The organism is Brevibacterium salitolerans (genome assembly GCF_039531405.1).
Taxonomy (GTDB): Bacteria; Actinomycetota; Actinomycetes; order Actinomycetales; family Brevibacteriaceae; genus Brevibacterium; species Brevibacterium salitolerans.
On the sequence record NZ_BAAAPZ010000008.1, the window covers coordinates 16,175 to 35,070 of the forward strand.

At 71.9% G+C, this 18,896-nt stretch carries 10 protein-coding genes; 4 read left to right on the forward strand and 6 right to left on the reverse strand.

Annotated elements, in window-relative coordinates; genetic code table 11:
- The first annotated feature begins 19 nt into the window (after positions 1–19).
- From ABD240_RS10035 to ABD240_RS10045, 3 genes are all read left to right on the forward strand, one after another.
- Positions 20–3,448 (forward strand): carboxyl transferase domain-containing protein, encoded by a 3,429-nt coding sequence (locus ABD240_RS10035; protein WP_344337051.1) that lies wholly within the window; start codon positions 20–22, stop codon positions 3,446–3,448.
- Positions 3,449–3,550: 102 nt separating this feature from the next.
- Positions 3,551–5,404: a class I adenylate-forming enzyme family protein gene (locus ABD240_RS10040; protein WP_344337052.1), complete on the forward strand. Its 1,854-nt coding sequence runs from the start codon at positions 3,551–3,553 to the stop codon at positions 5,402–5,404.
- Between the two features lie 102 nt (positions 5,405–5,506).
- Positions 5,507–6,217, forward strand: coding sequence for a TetR/AcrR family transcriptional regulator (locus ABD240_RS10045; protein ID WP_291792953.1), 711 nt, complete (start codon positions 5,507–5,509; stop codon positions 6,215–6,217).
- Positions 6,218–6,370: 153 nt separating this feature from the next.
- On the opposite strand, the gene ABD240_RS10050 is transcribed toward ABD240_RS10045, so the two are convergent.
- Genes ABD240_RS10050 through ABD240_RS10070 form a run of 5 tightly spaced genes read right to left on the reverse strand, consistent with a single transcriptional unit; the run spans position 6,371 to position 11,647 of the window.
- Entirely contained in the window at positions 6,371–7,261 is an 891-nt protein-coding gene (locus ABD240_RS10050) for an ABC transporter permease (RefSeq protein ID WP_291792950.1), read from the reverse strand.
- Entirely contained in the window at positions 7,261–8,205 is a 945-nt protein-coding gene (locus tag ABD240_RS10055) for an ABC transporter permease (protein ID WP_344337053.1), read from the reverse strand. Before ABD240_RS10055 ends, ABD240_RS10050 begins: the two co-directional genes overlap by 1 nt.
- Complete coding sequence (locus ABD240_RS10060; protein ID WP_344337054.1) at positions 8,202–9,077, reverse strand: ABC transporter ATP-binding protein; 876 nt, start codon at positions 9,075–9,077, stop codon at positions 8,202–8,204. Before ABD240_RS10060 ends, ABD240_RS10055 begins: the two co-directional genes overlap by 4 nt.
- Positions 9,074–10,129, reverse strand: a complete 1,056-nt coding sequence (locus ABD240_RS10065) for an ABC transporter ATP-binding protein (protein WP_291792940.1) — start codon at positions 10,127–10,129, stop codon at positions 9,074–9,076. Before ABD240_RS10065 ends, ABD240_RS10060 begins: the two co-directional genes overlap by 4 nt.
- 6 nt (positions 10,130–10,135) lie before the next feature.
- A complete protein-coding gene (locus ABD240_RS10070; RefSeq protein WP_344337055.1) occupies positions 10,136–11,647 on the reverse strand; it encodes an ABC transporter substrate-binding protein in 1,512 nt (503 codons plus the stop codon).
- A gap of 253 nt (positions 11,648–11,900) precedes the next feature.
- Between ABD240_RS10070 and ABD240_RS10075 the strand changes: the two genes are divergently transcribed.
- The gene (locus tag ABD240_RS10075) at positions 11,901–13,325 is read left to right on the forward strand and encodes a short-chain fatty acid transporter (protein ID WP_344337056.1); all 1,425 of its coding nucleotides are present in this window, start codon (positions 11,901–11,903) and stop codon (positions 13,323–13,325) included.
- A gap of 71 nt (positions 13,326–13,396) precedes the next feature.
- Here the strand turns inward: ABD240_RS10075 and ABD240_RS10080 are convergent, their stop codons facing one another.
- The gene (locus ABD240_RS10080; protein ID WP_344337057.1) at positions 13,397–18,832 is read right to left on the reverse strand and encodes a DEAD/DEAH box helicase; all 5,436 of its coding nucleotides are present in this window, start codon (positions 18,830–18,832) and stop codon (positions 13,397–13,399) included.
- Positions 18,833–18,896 lie beyond the last annotated feature (64 nt).

Below are 18,896 nucleotides of genomic sequence, written 5' to 3' on the forward strand. Positions count from 1 at the left end.
ATACAGCGATGGAGCACCGATGTCCACTGTCCTCATTGCCAACCGCGGCGAGGTCGCCGTACGGATCATCGACGCCGTGCACGCGCTCGGGTGGACGGCCGTCGCCGTCGGCACCGAGGACGACCAGCTCCACTGCCGCCATGCCGACGAGGTGGTCCTCCTCGAAGGGACAGGGCCTGCGGCGTATCTGGACGTGCCCGCGATCATCGACGCGGCGCGGCGGACCGGTGCCCGCTGCATCCACCCCGGGTACGGCTTCCTCTCCGAGAGCGCGGCGCTCGCCCGAGCCTGCGCGCAGGCCGGACTGGTCTTCGCGGGCCCGTCGCCGGAGACCCTCGAGGTGTTCGGCGACAAGGCGGCCGCCCGCGAGCTCGCCCAGCGCTCGGGTGTGCCGGTGGTGCCGGCGACCGGCCTGTCGCCCACCGTGGAGGAGGCGGAGGAGTTCTGCCGGCTCCACGGGCCGGTGATGGTCAAGGCCGCGTCCGGAGGCGGCGGTCGCGGCCTGCGGAGGGTCACGGAGCCGGCCGAGCTGGCAGGGGCGATGGAGGCCTGCGCCCGGGAGGCCGCGCAGTTCTTCGGCTCGGCTGCCGTGTTCGTCGAGAAGCTCGTGGAGGCGCCCCGCCACATCGAGGTGCAGGTGGTGGGCGACGGCCGGGAGGTCCAGCACCTGTGGGAGCGGGACTGCTCCGTGCAGCGGCGCAACCAGAAGATCGTGGAGATCTCCCCGAGCCCCTCCCTGCCGCCGGAGCTGCGGCAGCGCATCCTCGACGCGGCGCTGCGGCTGGCCCGCGCCGTCTCCCTCACCTCGCTGGCGACGGTGGAGTTCCTGGTCTCCGGTGAGGACTTCTGCTTCATGGAGGTGAACCCCCGCCTGCAGGTGGAGCACACCGTCACGGAGGAGATCACCGGCGCGGACCTCGTCGCCGCACAGCTGCGGATCGCCGCCGGAGAGGACCTCGCGGCGGTCGGACTGGACCGGCCGCCGCGTGCGCAGGGGTACGCGATCCAGGCGCGGGTGAACGCGGAGACGATCGACGCCTCGGGCGAGGTGCTTCCCGCAGCGGGCCGGATCGACGACCTGCGCCTGCCCGCCGGCCGGTATGTGCGCGTGGACACCGCGCTCGCGGGCCGCTGCGCCGTCAGCCCCCGGTTCGATTCGCTGGCCGCCAAGGTGATCGGGCACTCGCCCACCTTCGCCGGTGCGGCCGCTGTGACGGCCGAGGCCCTGTGCGACCTCTCGCTCCGGCCGCTCACCACCAACCGCGCGCTCCTCCACGCAGTGCTCACCGACCAGGAGTTCCTCGCCGGACGCACGCACACCGGCTACCTCGACAGCGCGCTCCCGCGGCTCCTCGCGCACACGCTCCCTGCGGATGCGGAGGATCCGGGGGAGGGCGCCGCCGGTGCGGAGACCGGGGCGGATGCGCCGGGTGAGGCAGGGGTCCCGTCCGGCGGCGCCGGCGGTCCCGGGGGTGCCGCGGCTGTGGAGGTGCCCGCAGGAGCGGAGCGGATCACCGCGGGACTCTCCGGGGTCGTCGCGGCGCTCTCGCTGGAGGAGGGCGAGGCGGCCCCTGCGGGTGCTCCCGCGGCCGTCGTCGAGGCGATGAAGATGGAGCACCCGGTGTCCGCACCGCCGGGCCTCGTGATCGACCGCGTGCTGGTGTCCGTGGGCGACATGGTGGAGGCCGGCCAGCTGCTGGCCTACGGCCGAGCCCGGGAGGACGCGGGGGCGGCGGGCGCGCCTGCCTCGGCGAACGGCGCAGAGGTGACCGGTGCACAGGCGGCCGGTGCAGCGGGGCCCGAGGCCGGAGAAGGTGCCGCGGGCGGCCTCTCCGGAACCGGAGCGCCCGGGGAGCCCGCTGCCGGCGCTGATGCCGGAGCCGGTGCCTCCGGTGACGACGACTGGGCGGACGAGCTCGAGGAGCTGCGCCGCCGGCACACCTTCGCCGCGCAGCTGGGCGGGCCGGAGAAGATCGCCCGCCAGCACGCGGAGGGCAGGCTCACGGCACTGGAGCGGATCGCGATGCTGGCCGACGAGGGCAGCTATGACGAGATCGGCCCGCTCGCAGGTTTCAGCGAGTATGACGCGGAGGGCAACCTCGTGGGGGTGAAGCCGTCCAACCACCTCACCGGCACGGCCCGGCTGGACGGGCGCAGGGCGATCCTGGGGATCGACGACTTCACGATCCGCGGCGGGTCCGGCGACGCAGCTGTGCATGAGAAGCAGATCTTCGCGGAGGAGCTCGCCGGGGAGATGCGGGTGCCGGTCGTCCGCGTGCTGGACGGGGCCAGCGGCGGCGGCAGCGTGAAGAAGGTGCTGGAGGCGGGCGCGATGTACCTGCCCGTGAATCCCGGCTGGGATGCGGTGGTGGACAACCTCTCCCGCGTGCCCGTCGTCTCCGTGTGTGCAGGCCCCACGGTGGGCCTCGGAGCGGCGCGCTTCGTCATGTCCCACTTCGGTGTGATGGTGAGCGGACTCGGGCAGCTCTTCACCGCAGGCCCCCCGGTGGTGAAGGCGGCCACCGGCGAGGACCTGAGCAAGGAGGGCCTGGGCGGTGAGGCCGTGCACCGGGGGAACGGCACGGTGGAGCGGTTCGTCCCGGACGAGGAGACCGCCTGCCGTGTGGTGCGCGACTTCCTCTCCTACCTGCCGTCCTCCGTGGACGAGCTCCCGCCCGTCGTCGACTGCGCGGATCCGCTCGAGCGGGCGGAACAGTCTCTGGTCTCCGCCGTGCCGCGCAACCCCCGGCGGATCTACGAGATCGGCCCCATCCTCGAGGCGGTGTTCGACCGCGGCTCCGTGTTCCGCTTCGCGGAGTACGGCGACGGCACCTTCACCGCGCTCGCCCGCCTGGGCGGCCGGCCGGTGGGCGTCATCACCGCGGACCCCTCCCGAGGCGCCACCCTGTCCCGCGAGGGCGCACAGGCGGTGGAGCGGCTGGTGGACCTCTGCGAGACCTTCCACCTGCCGCTCGTGAGCCTCACGGACCAGGCCGGGATGACCATCGGCTCCAAGGCGGAGCGGGACGCCACGATCCGTGCGGGAGCCCGTGCGATCACGGCCGTGTACCAGGCCCGGATCCCGCAGGCGGAGATCATCCTGCGCCGCGTCTACGGCGTGGGCGGCGCCGGCATCGTCAACCGGCATCGCGCGGTCCGGAGCTGGGCGTGGCCCTCCGGGGACTGGGGCTCGCTCCCGCCGCAGGGCGGCATCGAGGCCGCCTTCCGCGCAGAGCTCGCCGCCAGTGAGGACCCTGCCGCGCGGCTGGCGGAGATCACGGCGGAGCTGGAGAAGGTGTCCTCGCGGTTCCGCACCGCGGAGACGTTCAGCGTGCAGGACATCATCGATCCCCGCACCACCCGCAGACGGCTGTGCGAATGGGCCGAGGACGCCTACCGGGTGCTGCCCAGGCTCGCCGGACCGCCGTCGTTCGGTGTGCGTCCCTGAGGCTCGGGGTACGAGGCAACGCCGCGGCAGGGCCGCAGACGCGCGTGAACGGACTCGCGCAGCAGTACAGGAGGAACACGATGTGGACGAAGGAGTACCGCGATGACGGCTGAGGAACAGACCGCTGGAGACGGCGCCGGCGGAAGCAGTGCCGGCGGAACCTGCGCCGGTGGAGGCACGGCCACGGGAGGAGAGGAGATCTTCGAGCTCCTCACAGCCGATGGGGTGACCCTGCTGGACCGGCTCGACCACTGGGCGGAGCGTCGTCCGGAGGCCGTGTGCATCTACGACGGGGAGGCGGGGGAGGAGGTGACGTACCGGCAGTTCGCTCGTGACACGGACAGGATGGCAGGCAGCCTCGCCGCACTCGGGATCCGCAAGGGCGACCGGGTGTCCGTATTCACCACCCACAGCGTCCTGGCCGCGCAGACCGTCTTCGCCTGCTGGAAGGCGGGCGCGATCTACTGCCCCGTGAACTTCTCCTACCGGGGGCGGCTGCTGTCCTACCAGCTGAACGACACCGGTCCGCGGCTCGTCATCACCGATGAGGACCTCGTCGGGCGCATCGACGAGGTGTGGGCGGAGCTCGAGGAGCCCGGCCTCGGGGCCGCGGTGCTGGGCCACGAGGGCACTGCGGGCGGCCTGAGGGAACACGCCTCGGCGACCGCCGCCTCGGGCACGGCCGGCCCGGACGCCCAGGGCTCTGCTGAGCCGTCCGGAAGCACCGGCGCGCCGCGGGTGCCGTGGAGCAGCCTCACCGCGGACCTGCCCCGGCCTGCGGTGACGGTGGGCCCCGGGGATCCGGCGAACATCGTCTACACCTCGGGCACCACCGGTCCCGCCAAGGGCGTCCTGCAGCCGCACCTGTGGGTCAACCAGTACACCTTCGGCATGCGCGGCAACCTCGACGAGGACGACGTCGTGTACAACGACCTGCCGATGTACCACGTGGGCGGTGCGTTCGCGAACTTCGGCAAGGCGGTCTGGGCCGGCTGCGAGACGGCGCTGTGGAACCGCTTCTCCGCCTCGGAGTTCTGGGACAGGATCGCCCTGCGCGGGGCGACCTCCGCGATCCTCCTCGACGTCATGGTGCCCTGGCTCATGAAAGCGCCTCCCAGTGAGACGGACCGGGAGAACACCCTGTCCAAGGTGCACATGCAGCCGCTTCCGCTCCATCACACGGAGGTCGCGCGCAGGTTCGGCATCGACTTCGTGTCCGCCGGGTTCGGTCAGACCGAATCCGGCGCGCCGCTCAAGCTGCTCCTGGACGAGTGCCCTCCCGGCACGGGCACGCCGGAACACCTGCTCAGGGGAAAGCGCAGGGCGGACATCCTCGCCGACTGCGCACGCCGGGGCACCACGGTGGTCGACGGAGCGCAGGTCACGGTGAAGGGCGCCATGGGCTATCCGGCGGCCTTCTGCGAGGTGGAGGTCCTCGACTCCTTCGAGAAGCCGTGCGCACCGGGGCAGCCGGGCGAGCTGGCCGTGCGGCCCAGGATCCCGGACCTCATGATGCTCGAGTACATCGGCAAGCCGGATGCCACCGCCCACGCCTGGCGCGGCGGCTGGTTCCACACGGGCGACTCGGCCCTCCGGGAGGAGGACGGCTCGTTCCGCTTCATCGACAGGCTGGGAGACCGCATCCGGGTGAAGGGCGAGAACCTGTCCTCGTTCCAGGTGGAGGACCTGCTCAACACGCATCCTGCCGTGCAGATGTCCGCCGTCTTCGCCGTTCCCGGCGAGGAGGGGGACGAGGACGACATCGTGGCCTACGTGGTGCCGGCCGAGGGTACTGCGGTGAGGGAGGAGGACCTGCGTGCGCACGCGGAGGAGACGATGCCCCGCTACATGCGTCCCCGCCACATCCGGATCGTCGCAGACATTCCGCGCACCCCCACGAATAAGATCGAGAAGTACAAGCTCCGCAGGGAGTTCGCGGAGGGCACGCGCGGCTGAGCACGGGCCGGCCGCGGGCGGCGGCCTCGCTCCGGACGACGGAGCGGGCCGCCGGACGGTCCTCCCTGCGGCACGACTGCCGACCGGACAGGGGGACCCGCGATGGCCCGCAGCCAGATGAGCGACGCGGACTGGGCGACTGCCCGGGACCTGCGACGTGACCAGGACTCCGCGACGAAGACCGCCCTGCTCCAAGGCGCACGGGCGGTCTTCTCGCAGCGGGGGTTCGCCGCCGCGACGATCGGGGAGATCGCCGCGGCCGCAGGCGTGTCCAGACCCAGCTTCTACGTCTACTTCGCCACCAAGGCCGAGGCGTTCCGCGAGGTCGCGGAGCAGCTCCGGGAGGAGCTCCTCGAGGCGCACCACCACACGGGTCCCACGGCCGACGATCCGGTCCTGCTGTCCCGGGCCTCGACTGAAGCCTTCATCGGCGTCTACGTCGAGAGCCTCGAGCTCGTGGAGGAGATCGCCGGCCGGGCGGAGCACGACGCCCGTGTGAAGGAGATCTACGAGGAGTCCGTCGAGCGTCCCGCGCACAGGACGCGCGGCCACATCCACCGGCTGATCGCGCAGGGGCTCGCAGAGCCCAAGGTCACCGTCGAGTACGCCGCCGCGGTCATGCGGCCGGTCCTCCTCGACTCCGCCCGCGCCATCCGCCGGGACCCGAGCACGCGCGAGCACGTCATCGACCAGGCGACGCGGCTCTACCTCGCGATCATCGGCTATGCTCCCGCGCTGCCCGAGGGCGCGCTGACCGCGCAGACGGAGCCGGGCCTGACGACGCAGGCCGAGCCGGACACGCAGGCGGACTGACGGCGCAGTCTGCGCCGGCCGCGGGCAGATCCACGGTGACCCCGTATGCCCGGGTGCGGGTCCGCAGCCATGGGCAGCGGAGCCCGTTCCCGGGGTGTGGGCACGGAGCCCGGGAGCGGCCTCCGCACGGTCAGGTGCGCCGCCGGTACGCGCTCACTTGCGCCGTTTGGGGTCCAACCACTCCTGGAACTCGTCGGCCATGATGTTCGCGGCGAACACCATGAGTGCGATCGCGATGCCGGGGACCAGGATCGCCAGCGGCGCCTGGCTCATGAAGGAGTAGGCGCGGGAGAGGACCGCGCCCCAGGAGGAGCCGGGCGCCTGCACACCCAGCTGCAGGAAGCTCAGGCTGGCCTCCGCGAGCATCGCGAGTCCGAAGACGATCGAGGTCTGCACGATGACCGGCTGGATCATGTTGGGCACGATGTGGGGGAGGATGATCCCACGGAGACCCCGGGCGCCGAACGAGCGGGCAGCCTCCACATAGGTCATGGTCTTCACGCTCAGCGTCTGGGCACGCGCCAGCCGCGCGATGGCCGGCGAGAGCACCACGCCCACCGCGAGCATGGCGTTGAACAGCCCGATCCCCATGGACGCGGTCACCCCGATCGCCAGGACGATGGCGGGGAAGGCGAGGAGGGCGTCGACCACCCGCATGAGGCAGGTGTCGACCCAGCCGCCCAGATAGCCGGCGGCGATTCCCACCGGCAGACCCAGCCCCAGCGCCACGACGACGGCGAAGAGCGAGGCGGCGATGGTGGCCTGTCCGCCGGCGATCATCCGGGAGAGGACGTCCCTGCCGAGGTCGTCCGTGCCCAGCCAGTGCTCCCAGCTGGGACCGGCGAAGACGGTGGTGAGATCCTGCGCGTCCGGATCGTAGGGAGTGAGCCAGCGGCCGGCGAGCAGCAGTACGAGCGCCGCGAGCAGGATCACGATGCTGGCGGCCCGGGCGATGCGCGGCCGCCGGAGGCGGGGACGGCCGGAGGGCCGGCCGGCGTCAGCGGCGGCACCGGCGGTGGGTGCGGAATGCGTCATAGCGGTCATCAGCGGATCCTCGGATCGATCACACGGTAGAAGATGTCGACGACGAGGTTGGTGAAGATCACCAGCAGCGCCATCACGAGCACGACTCCCTGGACGATCAGGTACTCGCGCTGGTTGGTGGAGGTGACGATGAGCGTGCCGAGCCCGGAGAGGCCGAACACGGTCTCGACGACGACCGAGGCGGACAGCAGGCGGGAGATCTGCAGGCCCACGATCGTGAGGAAGGGGAGGCTCGAGTTCTTCAGGGAGTGCACCCACAGGATGCGACGCCAGCTGAGTCCCTTGGCCTTGTGCGTGCGCACGTGATCGCTGGTGAGGTCCTCGACCATGGCGCTGCGCACCTGCCTGCAGATCTCCGCGCCGCCCACCAGGCCCAGGGCGATCGCTGGGAGGATCGCGGCGCGGATCGCACCCAGCGGGTCCGCGGTGAACAGCGGACCGCCGGGCCCGGGCAGCCAGCCGAGCGCCACGCTGAAGACGAGGATGAGGACCATGCCCAGCCAGAAGTTGGGGATGGCGAGCCCCAGCGTCGCAGCGGTCGTGAGGAACCGGTCGAGGCGCCCGCCGGAGCGCGAGGCGGAGATGATGCCGGTGGGCAGGCCGATGAGGACCGCGACGACGAGGCCCATGGTCGTGAGGATCAGGGTGACGGGGAGGCGCTCGAGGATGAGCCCGGCCACACCCTGCCCGGTCATGAACGACACGCCGAGGTCACCGGTGAGGACGCCTCCCACCCAGGACAGGTACTGCATGGGCAGGGAGAGGTCGAGGCCGAGCTCCGTGCGGATCTCCGCGAGCCGCTCCGGGGTGGCGTACTCCCCGGCGATCGCGTTCGCGGGATCTCCGGGGATGAGGCGGATGAGGAAGAAGACGATGAGGGTGGCGAGGACGAGGGTGGGGATCGTCGAGGCGACCCGGGTGAAGACGAGGGATGCGTACTTCATGCGCGTGCCTCCTGCGAGCCGTCGCCGTGCGCAGAGCTGCCGTTCAGCGCCCGGCCGGAAGCACCCACGGTGAGCTGGGAGGCGAGCAGCTTCTCGGTGTACTTGTGCCGGGGTGCGCGGGTCACCTCGGCCGTGGGTCCGGTCTCCACCGTCTTCCCCAGGTGCATGACGTGGAGCTGCTCGCTGATGTGGGCCACGACGGAGAGGTCGTGGCTGATGAAGACGAGCGCCAGATCGAACTGCTCACGGAGGTCGTCGAGCAGGTTGAGGATCTCCGCCTGCAGCGCCACGTCGAGGGCTGCGACGGACTCGTCGCAGATGAGCACCTGCGGATCGACGATGAGCGCCCGGGCGATGCAGGCGCGCTGCTTCTGGCCGCCGCTGAGCTGATGGGGGAATCGCTGCGCCTGGTCCATCCGCAGCCCCACCTGGGTGAGCAGGGCCTCCGCCCTGGCCTCCCGCTCCGCACGGCTGCCGATGCCCAGGACCTTCAGCGGCTCCATGACGCTGGAGAGGATGCGCCTGCGCGGGTCGAGCGCGCTGTGCGGATCCTGGAAGATCATCTGCGCGGTGGTGCGGAACCTGCGGCGATCCGCGGCGGAGAGCCTCCGGATGTCCTTGCCCTCCCACAGGATCTCGCCCGCGGTGACCGGGGCGAGGCCCAGCAGGGCGCGGGCGAGCGTGGACTTGCCGGAGCCGGATTCGCCGATGAGCCCGATCGAGGCGCGGGCGGGGACGTCGATGTCCACGCCGGAGACGGCCGTGACGGTGTGATTGCGCTTGATCCTGAACTCCACGGTCACGTTCCGCGCGGAGAAGATGGGGCGGGCCGCTGTCTCCGCCGTGGGCGAGGTGTGTGCTCCCTGGGTCATCGCGACTCCTTTCCGAGGCCGCCGACCACCGCGGCGGGCGAATCGGCGTGTGCGAGTGCGGTGAGGTCGTCGGCGATCGCGTCGACGCGGATGCAGCGTGCGGCACGGTCGTCCGCCTGCTCGGCCGCGGTCTGCAGCGGCGGGTGCGCTGTGCGGCACTCGTCCGCGACGAAGGCGCAGCGGTCCGCGAACCAGCAGCCGGACGGCTCCGTCCCCGGCACCGGGACGCGGCCGGGGATCGACATGAGGCGGTGCCCGCGCCGGGAGGGCAGCGGCAGCGCTCCCAGCAGCGCCGCCGTATAGGGGTGCCGGGGTGCGGAGAGCACCTCGCCGACCGCTCCCGTCTCCACGATCTCGCCGGCGTACATGGTGGCCATCCGGTCGCACAGCTGGCTCACGACGCCGAGGTCGTGGGTGATGAAGAGGACGGCCGTGCCCGTCGCGGTGCAGGCCTCGCGGATGAGCCGGAGCAGCTGGAGCTGGACCGTGGCGTCCACCGCGGTGGTCGGTTCGTCCGCGATGAGGAGCTCGGGCCCGCAGATGAGGGCGAGGGCGATGACCACGCGCTGGCGCATGCCGCCGGAGAGCTCGTGCGGATAGGCGTGGAAGCGGGCGGCGGGGTCCACGATGCCCACGGCGTCGAGCATCTCGACCGAACGCCGCCTCGCCTCGCGCACACTGACCTGCTGGTGAGCGCGGAGGGTCTCGACGAGCTGGCTGCCGATCGTGAAGACGGGATCCAGCGCCGTCATCGGCTCCTGGAAGACCATCGACATGCGCGCGCCGCGCAGCGAACGGTCCACGCCGCCGCCGTGCAGGATCTCCTCGCCCTGCAGCCGCACGGAGCCGGCCGTACGCGCGGTGCGCGGGTCGAGCAGCCCCATGATCGACAGGGCGGTGACGGACTTGCCGCTGCCGCTCTCACCCACCAGTCCGAACACCTCGCCCGGGGCGATGCCGAAGCTCACCCCCTTGACGATGGGCGCGACGCTGTCCGGGTCCTTGGGGTCCGCGAAGGACACTGCGAGGTCATCGACTTCGAGCAGATCCATCGGTCCTCACCCCACCTCTCTGATGTCGGTGAACTTGGGCTTGCCCAGCAGATTGGGCTGATAGCCCTCCACCTGGTTCGCATAGGCGACGATGGTGTCCTCGAAGACCAGCGGGACGAAGGTGGCGTTCTTAAACGCCGCGCGGCCGGCCTCCTTGAGCTCCTCCGCACGGGCTTCGTCGCTGTCCTGCTCGTGCGACCTGTCGACCGCCTCCTCGAGTCCCGGCGTGGCGACGCCGCCGGTGTTGTAGTAGCCGGCCTCGGCGAGGAGCTGCGCATACGTCTGCGCGGGGTCCGGCCGTCCGGTCCAGGCGGACAGGAGTGCGGGTGCACGGTTCTCGTCGAAGAACTCGGTGGTGGACTGCACCAGCTCCCGCGGCTGCATGTCGACCTGCAGGCCGATGTCCTCGTAGGCGTAGCGGATGATCTCCGAACGGCGGACGGTGTTCGCATCGTTGGGCAGGAGGATGGAGATCTCCGCGCCCTCCGCCCCGGCCTCGCGGATGAGTTCGCGTGCGCGCTCCGGGTCGTGCGGATACTGCTCCTCGCCCTCGACCGAGGCCCAGTGCTCCTCGGGGAAGTACGTGCTGGCGGGCCGGGCGTAGCCGAAGTACCCCACCTCGGCCATCTGCTCGCGGTCGACGGCGATGTTGAGCGCCTCCCGCACACGTGTGTCCGCGAGCAGCTCGTCGGAGAGGTCCAGATAGATCAGCGGCACGCGGATGCTGGGATCCGACTGCACCGTGATCGCCTCGTTGAGGGCCAGGCCCTCGGCATCGCCGGGGCCCACCTGGTAGGAGAAGTCGACCTGGTTGGTGATGAGGGAGTCCACGCGGGTCTTGGGATCCGTGAGCACGCGGTAGGTCATCCGGGGAGAGGCGTAGACCTCCTCGTTCCAGTAGTCGTCGTTGGCGACGTACTCCACCGCGCTGCCGCGCTTCCACTCCTTGAGCTCCCAGGGGCCCGTTCCCACCGGTGCCGATGCGAGCGCGTCCGGGTCCTCGAGCGAGGTGGGGGAGACCATCATGCCCGCACGGTCGGCGAAGATGAGGGGGAGCGCGAGGTCCGGCTCCGCCAGCTCCACGCGCACCGTGCGCGGGTCGACGGCCTCGACCGCGCTGATCGAGGCGAGCTCGGACTGCAGGTTGGAGCCCTCGGAGCGCGAGCGGTCCAGGTTGGCCTTCACGGCCTCCGCGTCCAGCGGCTCCCCGTCATGGAAGGTGACGCCCTCCCGGAGGGTGAGCACGAGGGTGTTCTGGTCCTCGTACTCCCACGATTCGGCGAGGCCAGGGCGGGGTTCGGTGGTCTCCGGATCGAAGCTCAGCAGGGTGTCGAAGACGGGGTAGAGGAATATGTGGTCGTTCCCGGAGTTGCCCGTGGCGGGGTCGAAGGACGAGACGTCACCGGGGACGGCGATGAGCAGCTCGCTCAGGCGGTCCTCGGCGGAGCCCAGTGACGAACAGGCGGTGAGCGCGAGGCAGCCGCATGCTGCGAGCCCGCGTGCGAGCAGTGATTTCATGGATCTCCTTGGCGTCATTGCCGTGGTGGAGATCACAGTAGTGAGGCGTTGACGCATGTGTCAACGGTGAATTGACGCGAATGTCAGGGATGGGTCGGAGGCCCGGCGGGGCCGCGGTGGTGGGTAGTGTGTGTCACACACGTCTGCCCTCGCCGGCGACGCGGTCCGCCCGGCGGCGCGGGCAGGTGAGGTTCCTCCTGATGGCCTCCGGCGACGATGCCGGAGACGAACCGGCGACGAAAGGACTGCTCCCGTGCTTCGAGTGATAGCCCGCCCGGTCGTCTACCTCGTGGAGAGGTGGCTTCCCGGCCCCCTCATCCTCGCGATCGTCCTCACCGTCATCGCCGCGGTGGCCGCCCTGACCATGACGGACACGACGCCCGGCGAACTGGTGATGGGATGGGGCGAGGGACTGATCGGACTCCTCGCGTTCATGACGCAGGTCTGCCTCGTGCTGCTGCTGGGCTACACCCTGGCGAACACGCATCCCGTGCACCGCCTGCTCGTCCGCATCGCCGGGCTGCCCAAGACGCCTGCCGCGGCCTACGGCTTCGTGACCGTCGTGGCCGGGCTCGCCTCCCTCATCAGCTTCGGCCTGGGCCTGGTGGTGGGCGGTGTGATGGCGGTCGAGGTGGCGCGTGCGGCCAGGCAGCGAGGGATGAAGCTCCACTACCCGCTGCTGGTGGCCTCGGGCTACAGCGGCTTCGTCATCTGGCACATGGGGTACTCCGGGTCCGGCCCGCTCAACGCCGCGACGGACGGCGGGGCGTACACGGACCTGCCCGGCGGGCTCATCGAGATCACCCGCACCACCTTCTCCTGGTGGAACATCACGGCCGCCTTCGTCACGCTCGCGGTGGTGACGGTGGCGATGATGCTCATGACCCCCAAGCGGGAGAACGAGATCGTCACGGCTCCGGACGCCATCTTCGCCCTGCCGGGCGGAGGCGGCGGCGGTGCGGGTGCGTCCGCGGACGCGGGGACCGGCACGGGCGGTGACGCCGCCGGTGCGCATGCGCAGACGGGAGAGGTGCGCGACGGCGCGCGCACGCCGGCCGAGTGGATGGAGCACTTCCGGGGCTTCACGGCCCTCCTGGGCGTCTTCTTCGGCATCTACCTGGTCATGCACTTCGGCAGCAACGGCTTCGACCTCAACCTGGACATCGTCAACTGGACCCTGCTCTGCCTCATCCTGCTGCTGGTGGGCAACGCGCGGGAGCTCGCCTCGCTCGTGGCCGAGGGCGGACGCACCGTCAGCGAGGTGCTGCTCCAGTACCCGCTCTACGCCGGGCTCATCGGGATGATGAGCGCGAGCGGACTCACCGTGATCGTGAGTGAGTTCTTCATCGACATCTCCAGCCCCGCGACCCTGGGCTTCTTCGCGTTCCTCGCAGCCGGGGTGCTCAACATGTTCATCCCCTCCGGCGGCGGTCAGTTCGAGGTGATGGCACCGCTCTTCGCGGCACCCGCGGACGCGCTGGGCGTGCAGCAGGAGGTCGTCGTCATGGCGATCGCCTACGGCGACCAGTGGACGAACATGATCCAGCCCTTCTGGGCGATCCCGCTGCTGGCCGTGGCGGGGCTGAAGGTCCGGGAGATCCTCGGCTACACGACCATCACGCTCATCCTCTCCGGGATCACGCTGGGCGGCACGATGCTGCTGGTGGGTGCGGGCTGAGCCGGTCGCACCGGACACACCGCCGGACACCCGGGCATACGTGGGTGGGCAGGCCCGTGTGCGGTGTCCGCTCAGCCGTAGAAGCGCAGCCCGCGGGGTGTGACGGAGAGACCCGCCTCTTTGAGCGCGGACGCCCACGGGTGGCTGAGCGCGGAGCGGCCGTCGATCGTCTCCAGCGTGAAACCGGCCATGCGGGCACGGTGCGCCGCGTCCACGAGGACAGCCGCCGCCCGCTCGGGATGTGCGTATTCCGGTGGGCTCTCCGCCTCAGCGGGGCCGGAGGACGACTCCGGCCCAGGGGAGGCCGCCGCGCCGAGGACGGTGCCCGCCTCCGGGAACGTGAGCATCGACCTCCCTCCGCGGGAGAGCCAGGCGACGAGGCGGCCGTCGTCGATGACGAGGAGTGCCCCGGCAGCCCGGGCGGGCCTGATCGGAGCGCTCTGCGCATGCGGACCCGGGGCAGATGCCGGCCACGGCAGTGCGCGGCCGAAGGGGTTGGCCGGATCCGCCGCCGAGAGGGCGACCGGACCGGGGCTTCCGGACTCGGCGAGCTCCCGCAGCCGGTCCACCGTGGTGTGCTCGGCGAACTGGGCTCCGCCCATCCCCGTGACGAAACGCCCCCGCACGGTGTGTCCGGCGTCCTCGAGTCCGGCGAACACCCGCTGCAGCACGGGGAAGCCGCCGGGCACCTTCTCCGCTTCTGCCGCGGCGCGGGTCACCACGCCGTGACGGTCCAGCAGGGACTCCGCGAAACCCAGCGCCCGTTCCGTGGGGTCCACGGGGTCCGTCCGAGTGAGCGTCCAGCGACCGCGGAGCAGCGGATCCGTCGCCGGCAGCGGGGACCCGTCCGGCTGCGGCCGTCCCGGGGTGCCGTGGTGCGGGTCTGATCCCGGTGCCGAGGCGGGGGACGTCCTGTCCGCGGCGGGAGGAAGCGAGCGATACGACGAGCTGTACGACGCCCCCAGCGGTGAGCCGCGCAGGCCCCTGCCGCGACCTCGGCGAGAGGCAGCAGCGCGCCCGCTCCGGCGTGCGGACGCGGCTGCTCCGCGGCTCGCCGCCCCGGCGGCCGGAACCTCATACGCGGCGCGGACGGGGGAGAAGGAGTCGGAGGTGACGAGCCCGCGCCGGGTCAGGCTCCACAGCGCCGCGCGGAGGCCGGCGGAGGAGACTCCCGCCGCATCCGCATGCAGGGCTCCCGGCGGCGCACTCTCCGTGCGTGTGCTCCCTGCTCCCGCCGCATCCACGCGTGCGGCGATCTCCCCCGCCGTCCATGCTCCGCCGGAGGAGAGTGCGGCGACGACCGCCTCCTCCAGCGTGGTGAATCCGTCATCCTCCTCCGCCGGCAGCGTCTCCTCCCGGAGCTCGGTGAGATGCAGGGACACGAGAGGGTCCCGCTCGGTTCCGGGATCCGGCGGCACTGCGGCGGGGTCCTGCGGCCCGGTGCCGGTCGGTGCGGCGGGTGACCGGGCGGACCGCCGGGCTGCGGAGGGCCGACTGCTCCGGATGGAGCCGGGCGGGCTCGCGGACGCCCAGCCGATCTCGCCGGAGCCGATGAGCTGGTCGAGGAGCTGCGGCGAGTAGTCCGCCACCCGGGCGGGGAGCACCGCCGACTCCCACAGGGATGCCGGCAGGGCGAGGCCGGAGAGCTGTTCGACGACCCGGACGAGTCCGTCCGCGCCGTGGAGCGGCCGCAGGAGGTGCTGTCGTTCGAGGAGCAGGCGGGCGTACGCGGCAGCCGGGACCGGGCGGGTGGCTTCCCTGGCGGCGCGGAGCGCGCGTCTGCGGATGCGGGCGAAGACGTCCGCGTGGACCCAGCCGTCCGGCAGGGCGATGAGGGTGCCTGCCTCGCGGAGGCGGCCGAGGACGGGCTGCACCGTTGCGGTTCCCGTCTGCAGGGCGCCGGCGGCATCCGCGGCGGAGAAGAGTCCGCGGGTCCGCGCGAATCTGCGCAGGAGCTCTCCCGCAGGGTCTGCACCGGGGTCGAGGAACTCCGCAGGCACATCCCCCGGCACGATGCTCTCGCCCAGGACCGCGCGCAGTCGCCCGGTGTCCTCGACGGCGGCCCACAGGACGTGTGCGTCCGAGCCGTTCGCGGCGGTGGTGGAGGGGGCGGCGCGGTCATCCTGGTCAGGACGGCGGGTCGCACGCAGACGGATCGCACGGCCCGAGGACTCCAAGGACCGGAGCGCGGACAGGGCTGCGGCCCGGTGGTCCTCTGCGGCGGTAGGGGAACCCTCTGCTGCACCACGGTCGCGGCCCTCGGCGTCAGCACCGGGTTCGGTGTCAGGTTCAGCGTCAGCACCGGGTTCGGGCGCAGCACTCGGTTCGGCGGACACGGTGTGTTCGGGTGCAGCCTCGGGCCCGGTGCCGGACTCGGAAGGTGCGGCATGTTCGGTCTCCAGCCGCCGTGCGACCTCGGCCGCCGTCAGCGGCCCCAGCGAACGGAGCAGGTCTGCGACGCCCTCGCTGCCGCGGACACGACGCCCCGGGACCACGCGCTGCAGCTCGGCCTCCACCTCGGCGATGATCTCCGGGTCCAACAGCTCTGCCGCTTCGCCGCGGCCCACGAGGTCCGCCAGCAGCGCCGGGTCCAGAGCGAGCGTGGAGGCGCGGCGTTCGGCCAGCGGACGGTCGCCCTCGTAGAGGAACTCACCCACGTAGCCGAACAGGAGGTCCCCGGCGAACGGCGAGGGCACCTGCGTGCGGACGGCGTGGATCCGGACACCGCCGCTGCGGATCCGGCGCATGAGCTCCTGCAGGCGGGGCAGGTCGTAGACGTCCTGCAGGCACTCGCGGGCGGTCTCGACGAGGATGGGGAAGTCCGGGAACTCCGCGACGGCCTCCAGCAGCTGACCGGCCCGCAGACGCTGCTGCCACAGCGGCGTGCGCCGGCCGGGGTCCCGGCGGGGCAGGAGGAGGGCGCGGGCGGCGCATTCGCGGAACCGCGCGGCGAACAGGGCGGAGCCGCCCACCAGCTGCTCGACCCGGTGCACGAGCGCCTCCGGTTCGAAGGTGAGCGTCTCCGGAGTCACCGGCAGGTCATCGGGCTCGGCCCTCGCCCCGGACCTCGGGTGCGGAATGTGCTCCCTCCCGGTGATCCGCGCCCAGCCTCCGTCCGCCGGCAGGCGTGCGACGATGCCGTCGTCCGCGGCCATGACGGAGGCGTCGCCGCCCAGCTCCCGCAGGCGCTCGCCGATCGCCAGCGCCCACGGTGCGTGCACGCGCCTGCCGTAGGGGGAGTGGAGGACGAGGCGGAGATCGCCGGTCTCCTCCGGGCAGATCTCCAGCAGGAGGTCCGTGTCCGTGGGGACGCACCCGGTGGCCTGCCGCTGTTCCGCGAAGAACGCACGGAGGTTGGCCTGCACGCGGTCCGTGCCCGAGGCCTCGGGCACCTCGGACTCCTGCTCCCCGGACTCCTGCCTCTCGAACTCGCGGACGAACTCCCCGATGGCCTCGCCCAGCTCCGCAGGCCGCCCGGGCCCCTCGCCGTGCCAGAAGGGCAGGCGGGCGGAGCGGCCCGGTGCGGGCACCACGGTGACTCGGTCCGTGGAGATCTCCTGCACCCTCCAGGAGCCCGCACCGAGAGTGATGATGTCGCCCACGCGCGATTCGTGGACCATCTCCTCGTCGAGCTCACCCACACGCCTGGCGCCGGTGGCTTCCTCCCCCTCCGGCAGCATGACGGAGTACGCACCGCGGTCCGGGATGGTGCCCGCGTTGGTGGTGGCGAGCCGCTGTGCACCGGGGCGCGCGGTGAGGGCGCCGGTCTCCCGGTCCCAGACGATCTGCGGACGCAGGCCCGCGAACTCCTCCGACGACCAGCGCCCGGCGAGCATGCCGAGCACCGATTCGAAGGCCGCACGGGTGAGGTTGCGGAAAGGGTGGCTGCGGCGGACGACGGTGTACCACTCGTCCGCCGTCAGCTCCTCCCGCACGAGTGCGGAGACCGTGTGCTGGGCGAGCACGTCGAGCGGGTTGGCCGGGGGCGAGAGCGGTTCGAGCTCACCGTGCTCCATGCGTTCGACGATGACGGCGGCCTCGAGCAGATCCCGCCGTGTGCGCGGATACACGATGCCGCGGGCGGTGCCTCCCACCTGGTGGTTGGCACGGCCCACCCGCTGCAGGCCGCTGGCGGCGTCCGGGGGAGCGGCGACCTGGACGACGAGGTCCACCTCGCCCATGTCGATGCCGAGCTCCAGGCTGGAGGTCGCCACGACGCAGCACAGCTCGCCGGACTTCAGCTCGTTCTCGACGAGGAGACGCTGCTCCTTGGAGACGGAGCCGTGGTGTGCGCGGGCGATGATCTCCGGAGGGGCCCCGGGCTCGGAGCCCGCAGCAGCTTCAGGTGGATCAGCTGACGGGTGGGGCTGTCGAGGTGCGGGCACGGCGTCCGGCAGCGGGAGCTCGGGGTCTCGTGCGGGAGGAGAGGTGCGGCCGACGGTGGAGCCGTTGGCGGAGTGCAGCACCGGCGCCGGTTGCGCGCCGTGCCGCTCCGCGTGCAGCTCGTTGAGCCGGGCGGTGAGCTTCTCCGCCAGTCCGCGGGAATTGACGAAGACGAGCGTGGAGCGGTGCGCGAGCACGTCGTCGAGGATGCTCGCCTCGATGTGCGGCCAGATCGATCCGGTGCGTTCACGGGCGGAGGCGCTGAGGACGGGTGTGCCGTCCGGGCTCCGGTCAGTGGCACCGCCGGCGATGTCGCCCAGATCCTCGACGGGAACCGCGATGCGCACGTCCGGCACCCGCTGCGCCGGGGGACGCACCACCGTCACGGGTGCCTCGCCGCCCAGGAACGACGCCACCGCGTCCACCGGGCTCACCGTGGCGGAGAGGCCGATCCGCTGCGCCGGGGCGGGCAGCAGCGCGTCGAGACGTGCGAGGGAGAGTGCCAGGTGGGAGCCCCGCTTGGTGCCCGCGACGGAGTGCACCTCGTCGACGATCACGGTGCGCACGCCGCGCAGCGTCTCCGCAGCTCGGGAGGTGAGCATGAGGAACAGCGACTCCGGGGTGGTGACGAGGATGTCCGGTGGACGGCGGACCAGCCTCGCACGCTCGGCGGCAGGCGTGTCGCCGGTGCGCATCCCCACGGAGATGCCGGAGCGCGGTTCGCCGCGGGCCTCGCGTTCGGCATCGACACCGGCGAGGGGCGCGTCGAGGTTCCTGCGGATGTCCGCGGCGAGGGCCTTGACCGGGGAGACGTAGAGGACGCGGGTGGCGGGTGTGCCGGCGCTGTCCGGGACGGCCTCGGCGGCGGCTGTCTTCTCCTGCGTCAGGTGATCGATGGCGTGGAGGAACGCCGCGAGCGTCTTGCCGGAGCCCGTGGGCGCCACGACGAGGGCGTGCGCCCCGGAGGCGACGGTCTGCCAGGTGCCGCTCTGCACGGGCGTGGGCTGGGAGAAGCGGCGGATGAACCAGTCCCGCGTGGCAGGGGAGAACCCCGCGAGCGCGGCCTGCCCGTCAGGTGTCTGCGGCTCGGTGGCGCGTGGTGCGTGACCGTCTGCTCCTGCCATGCCGCCATTATGTCTGCCGGCACGGACACGGGCCCGCTGCACGGGCCGGCAGCTCGGCCGGGTG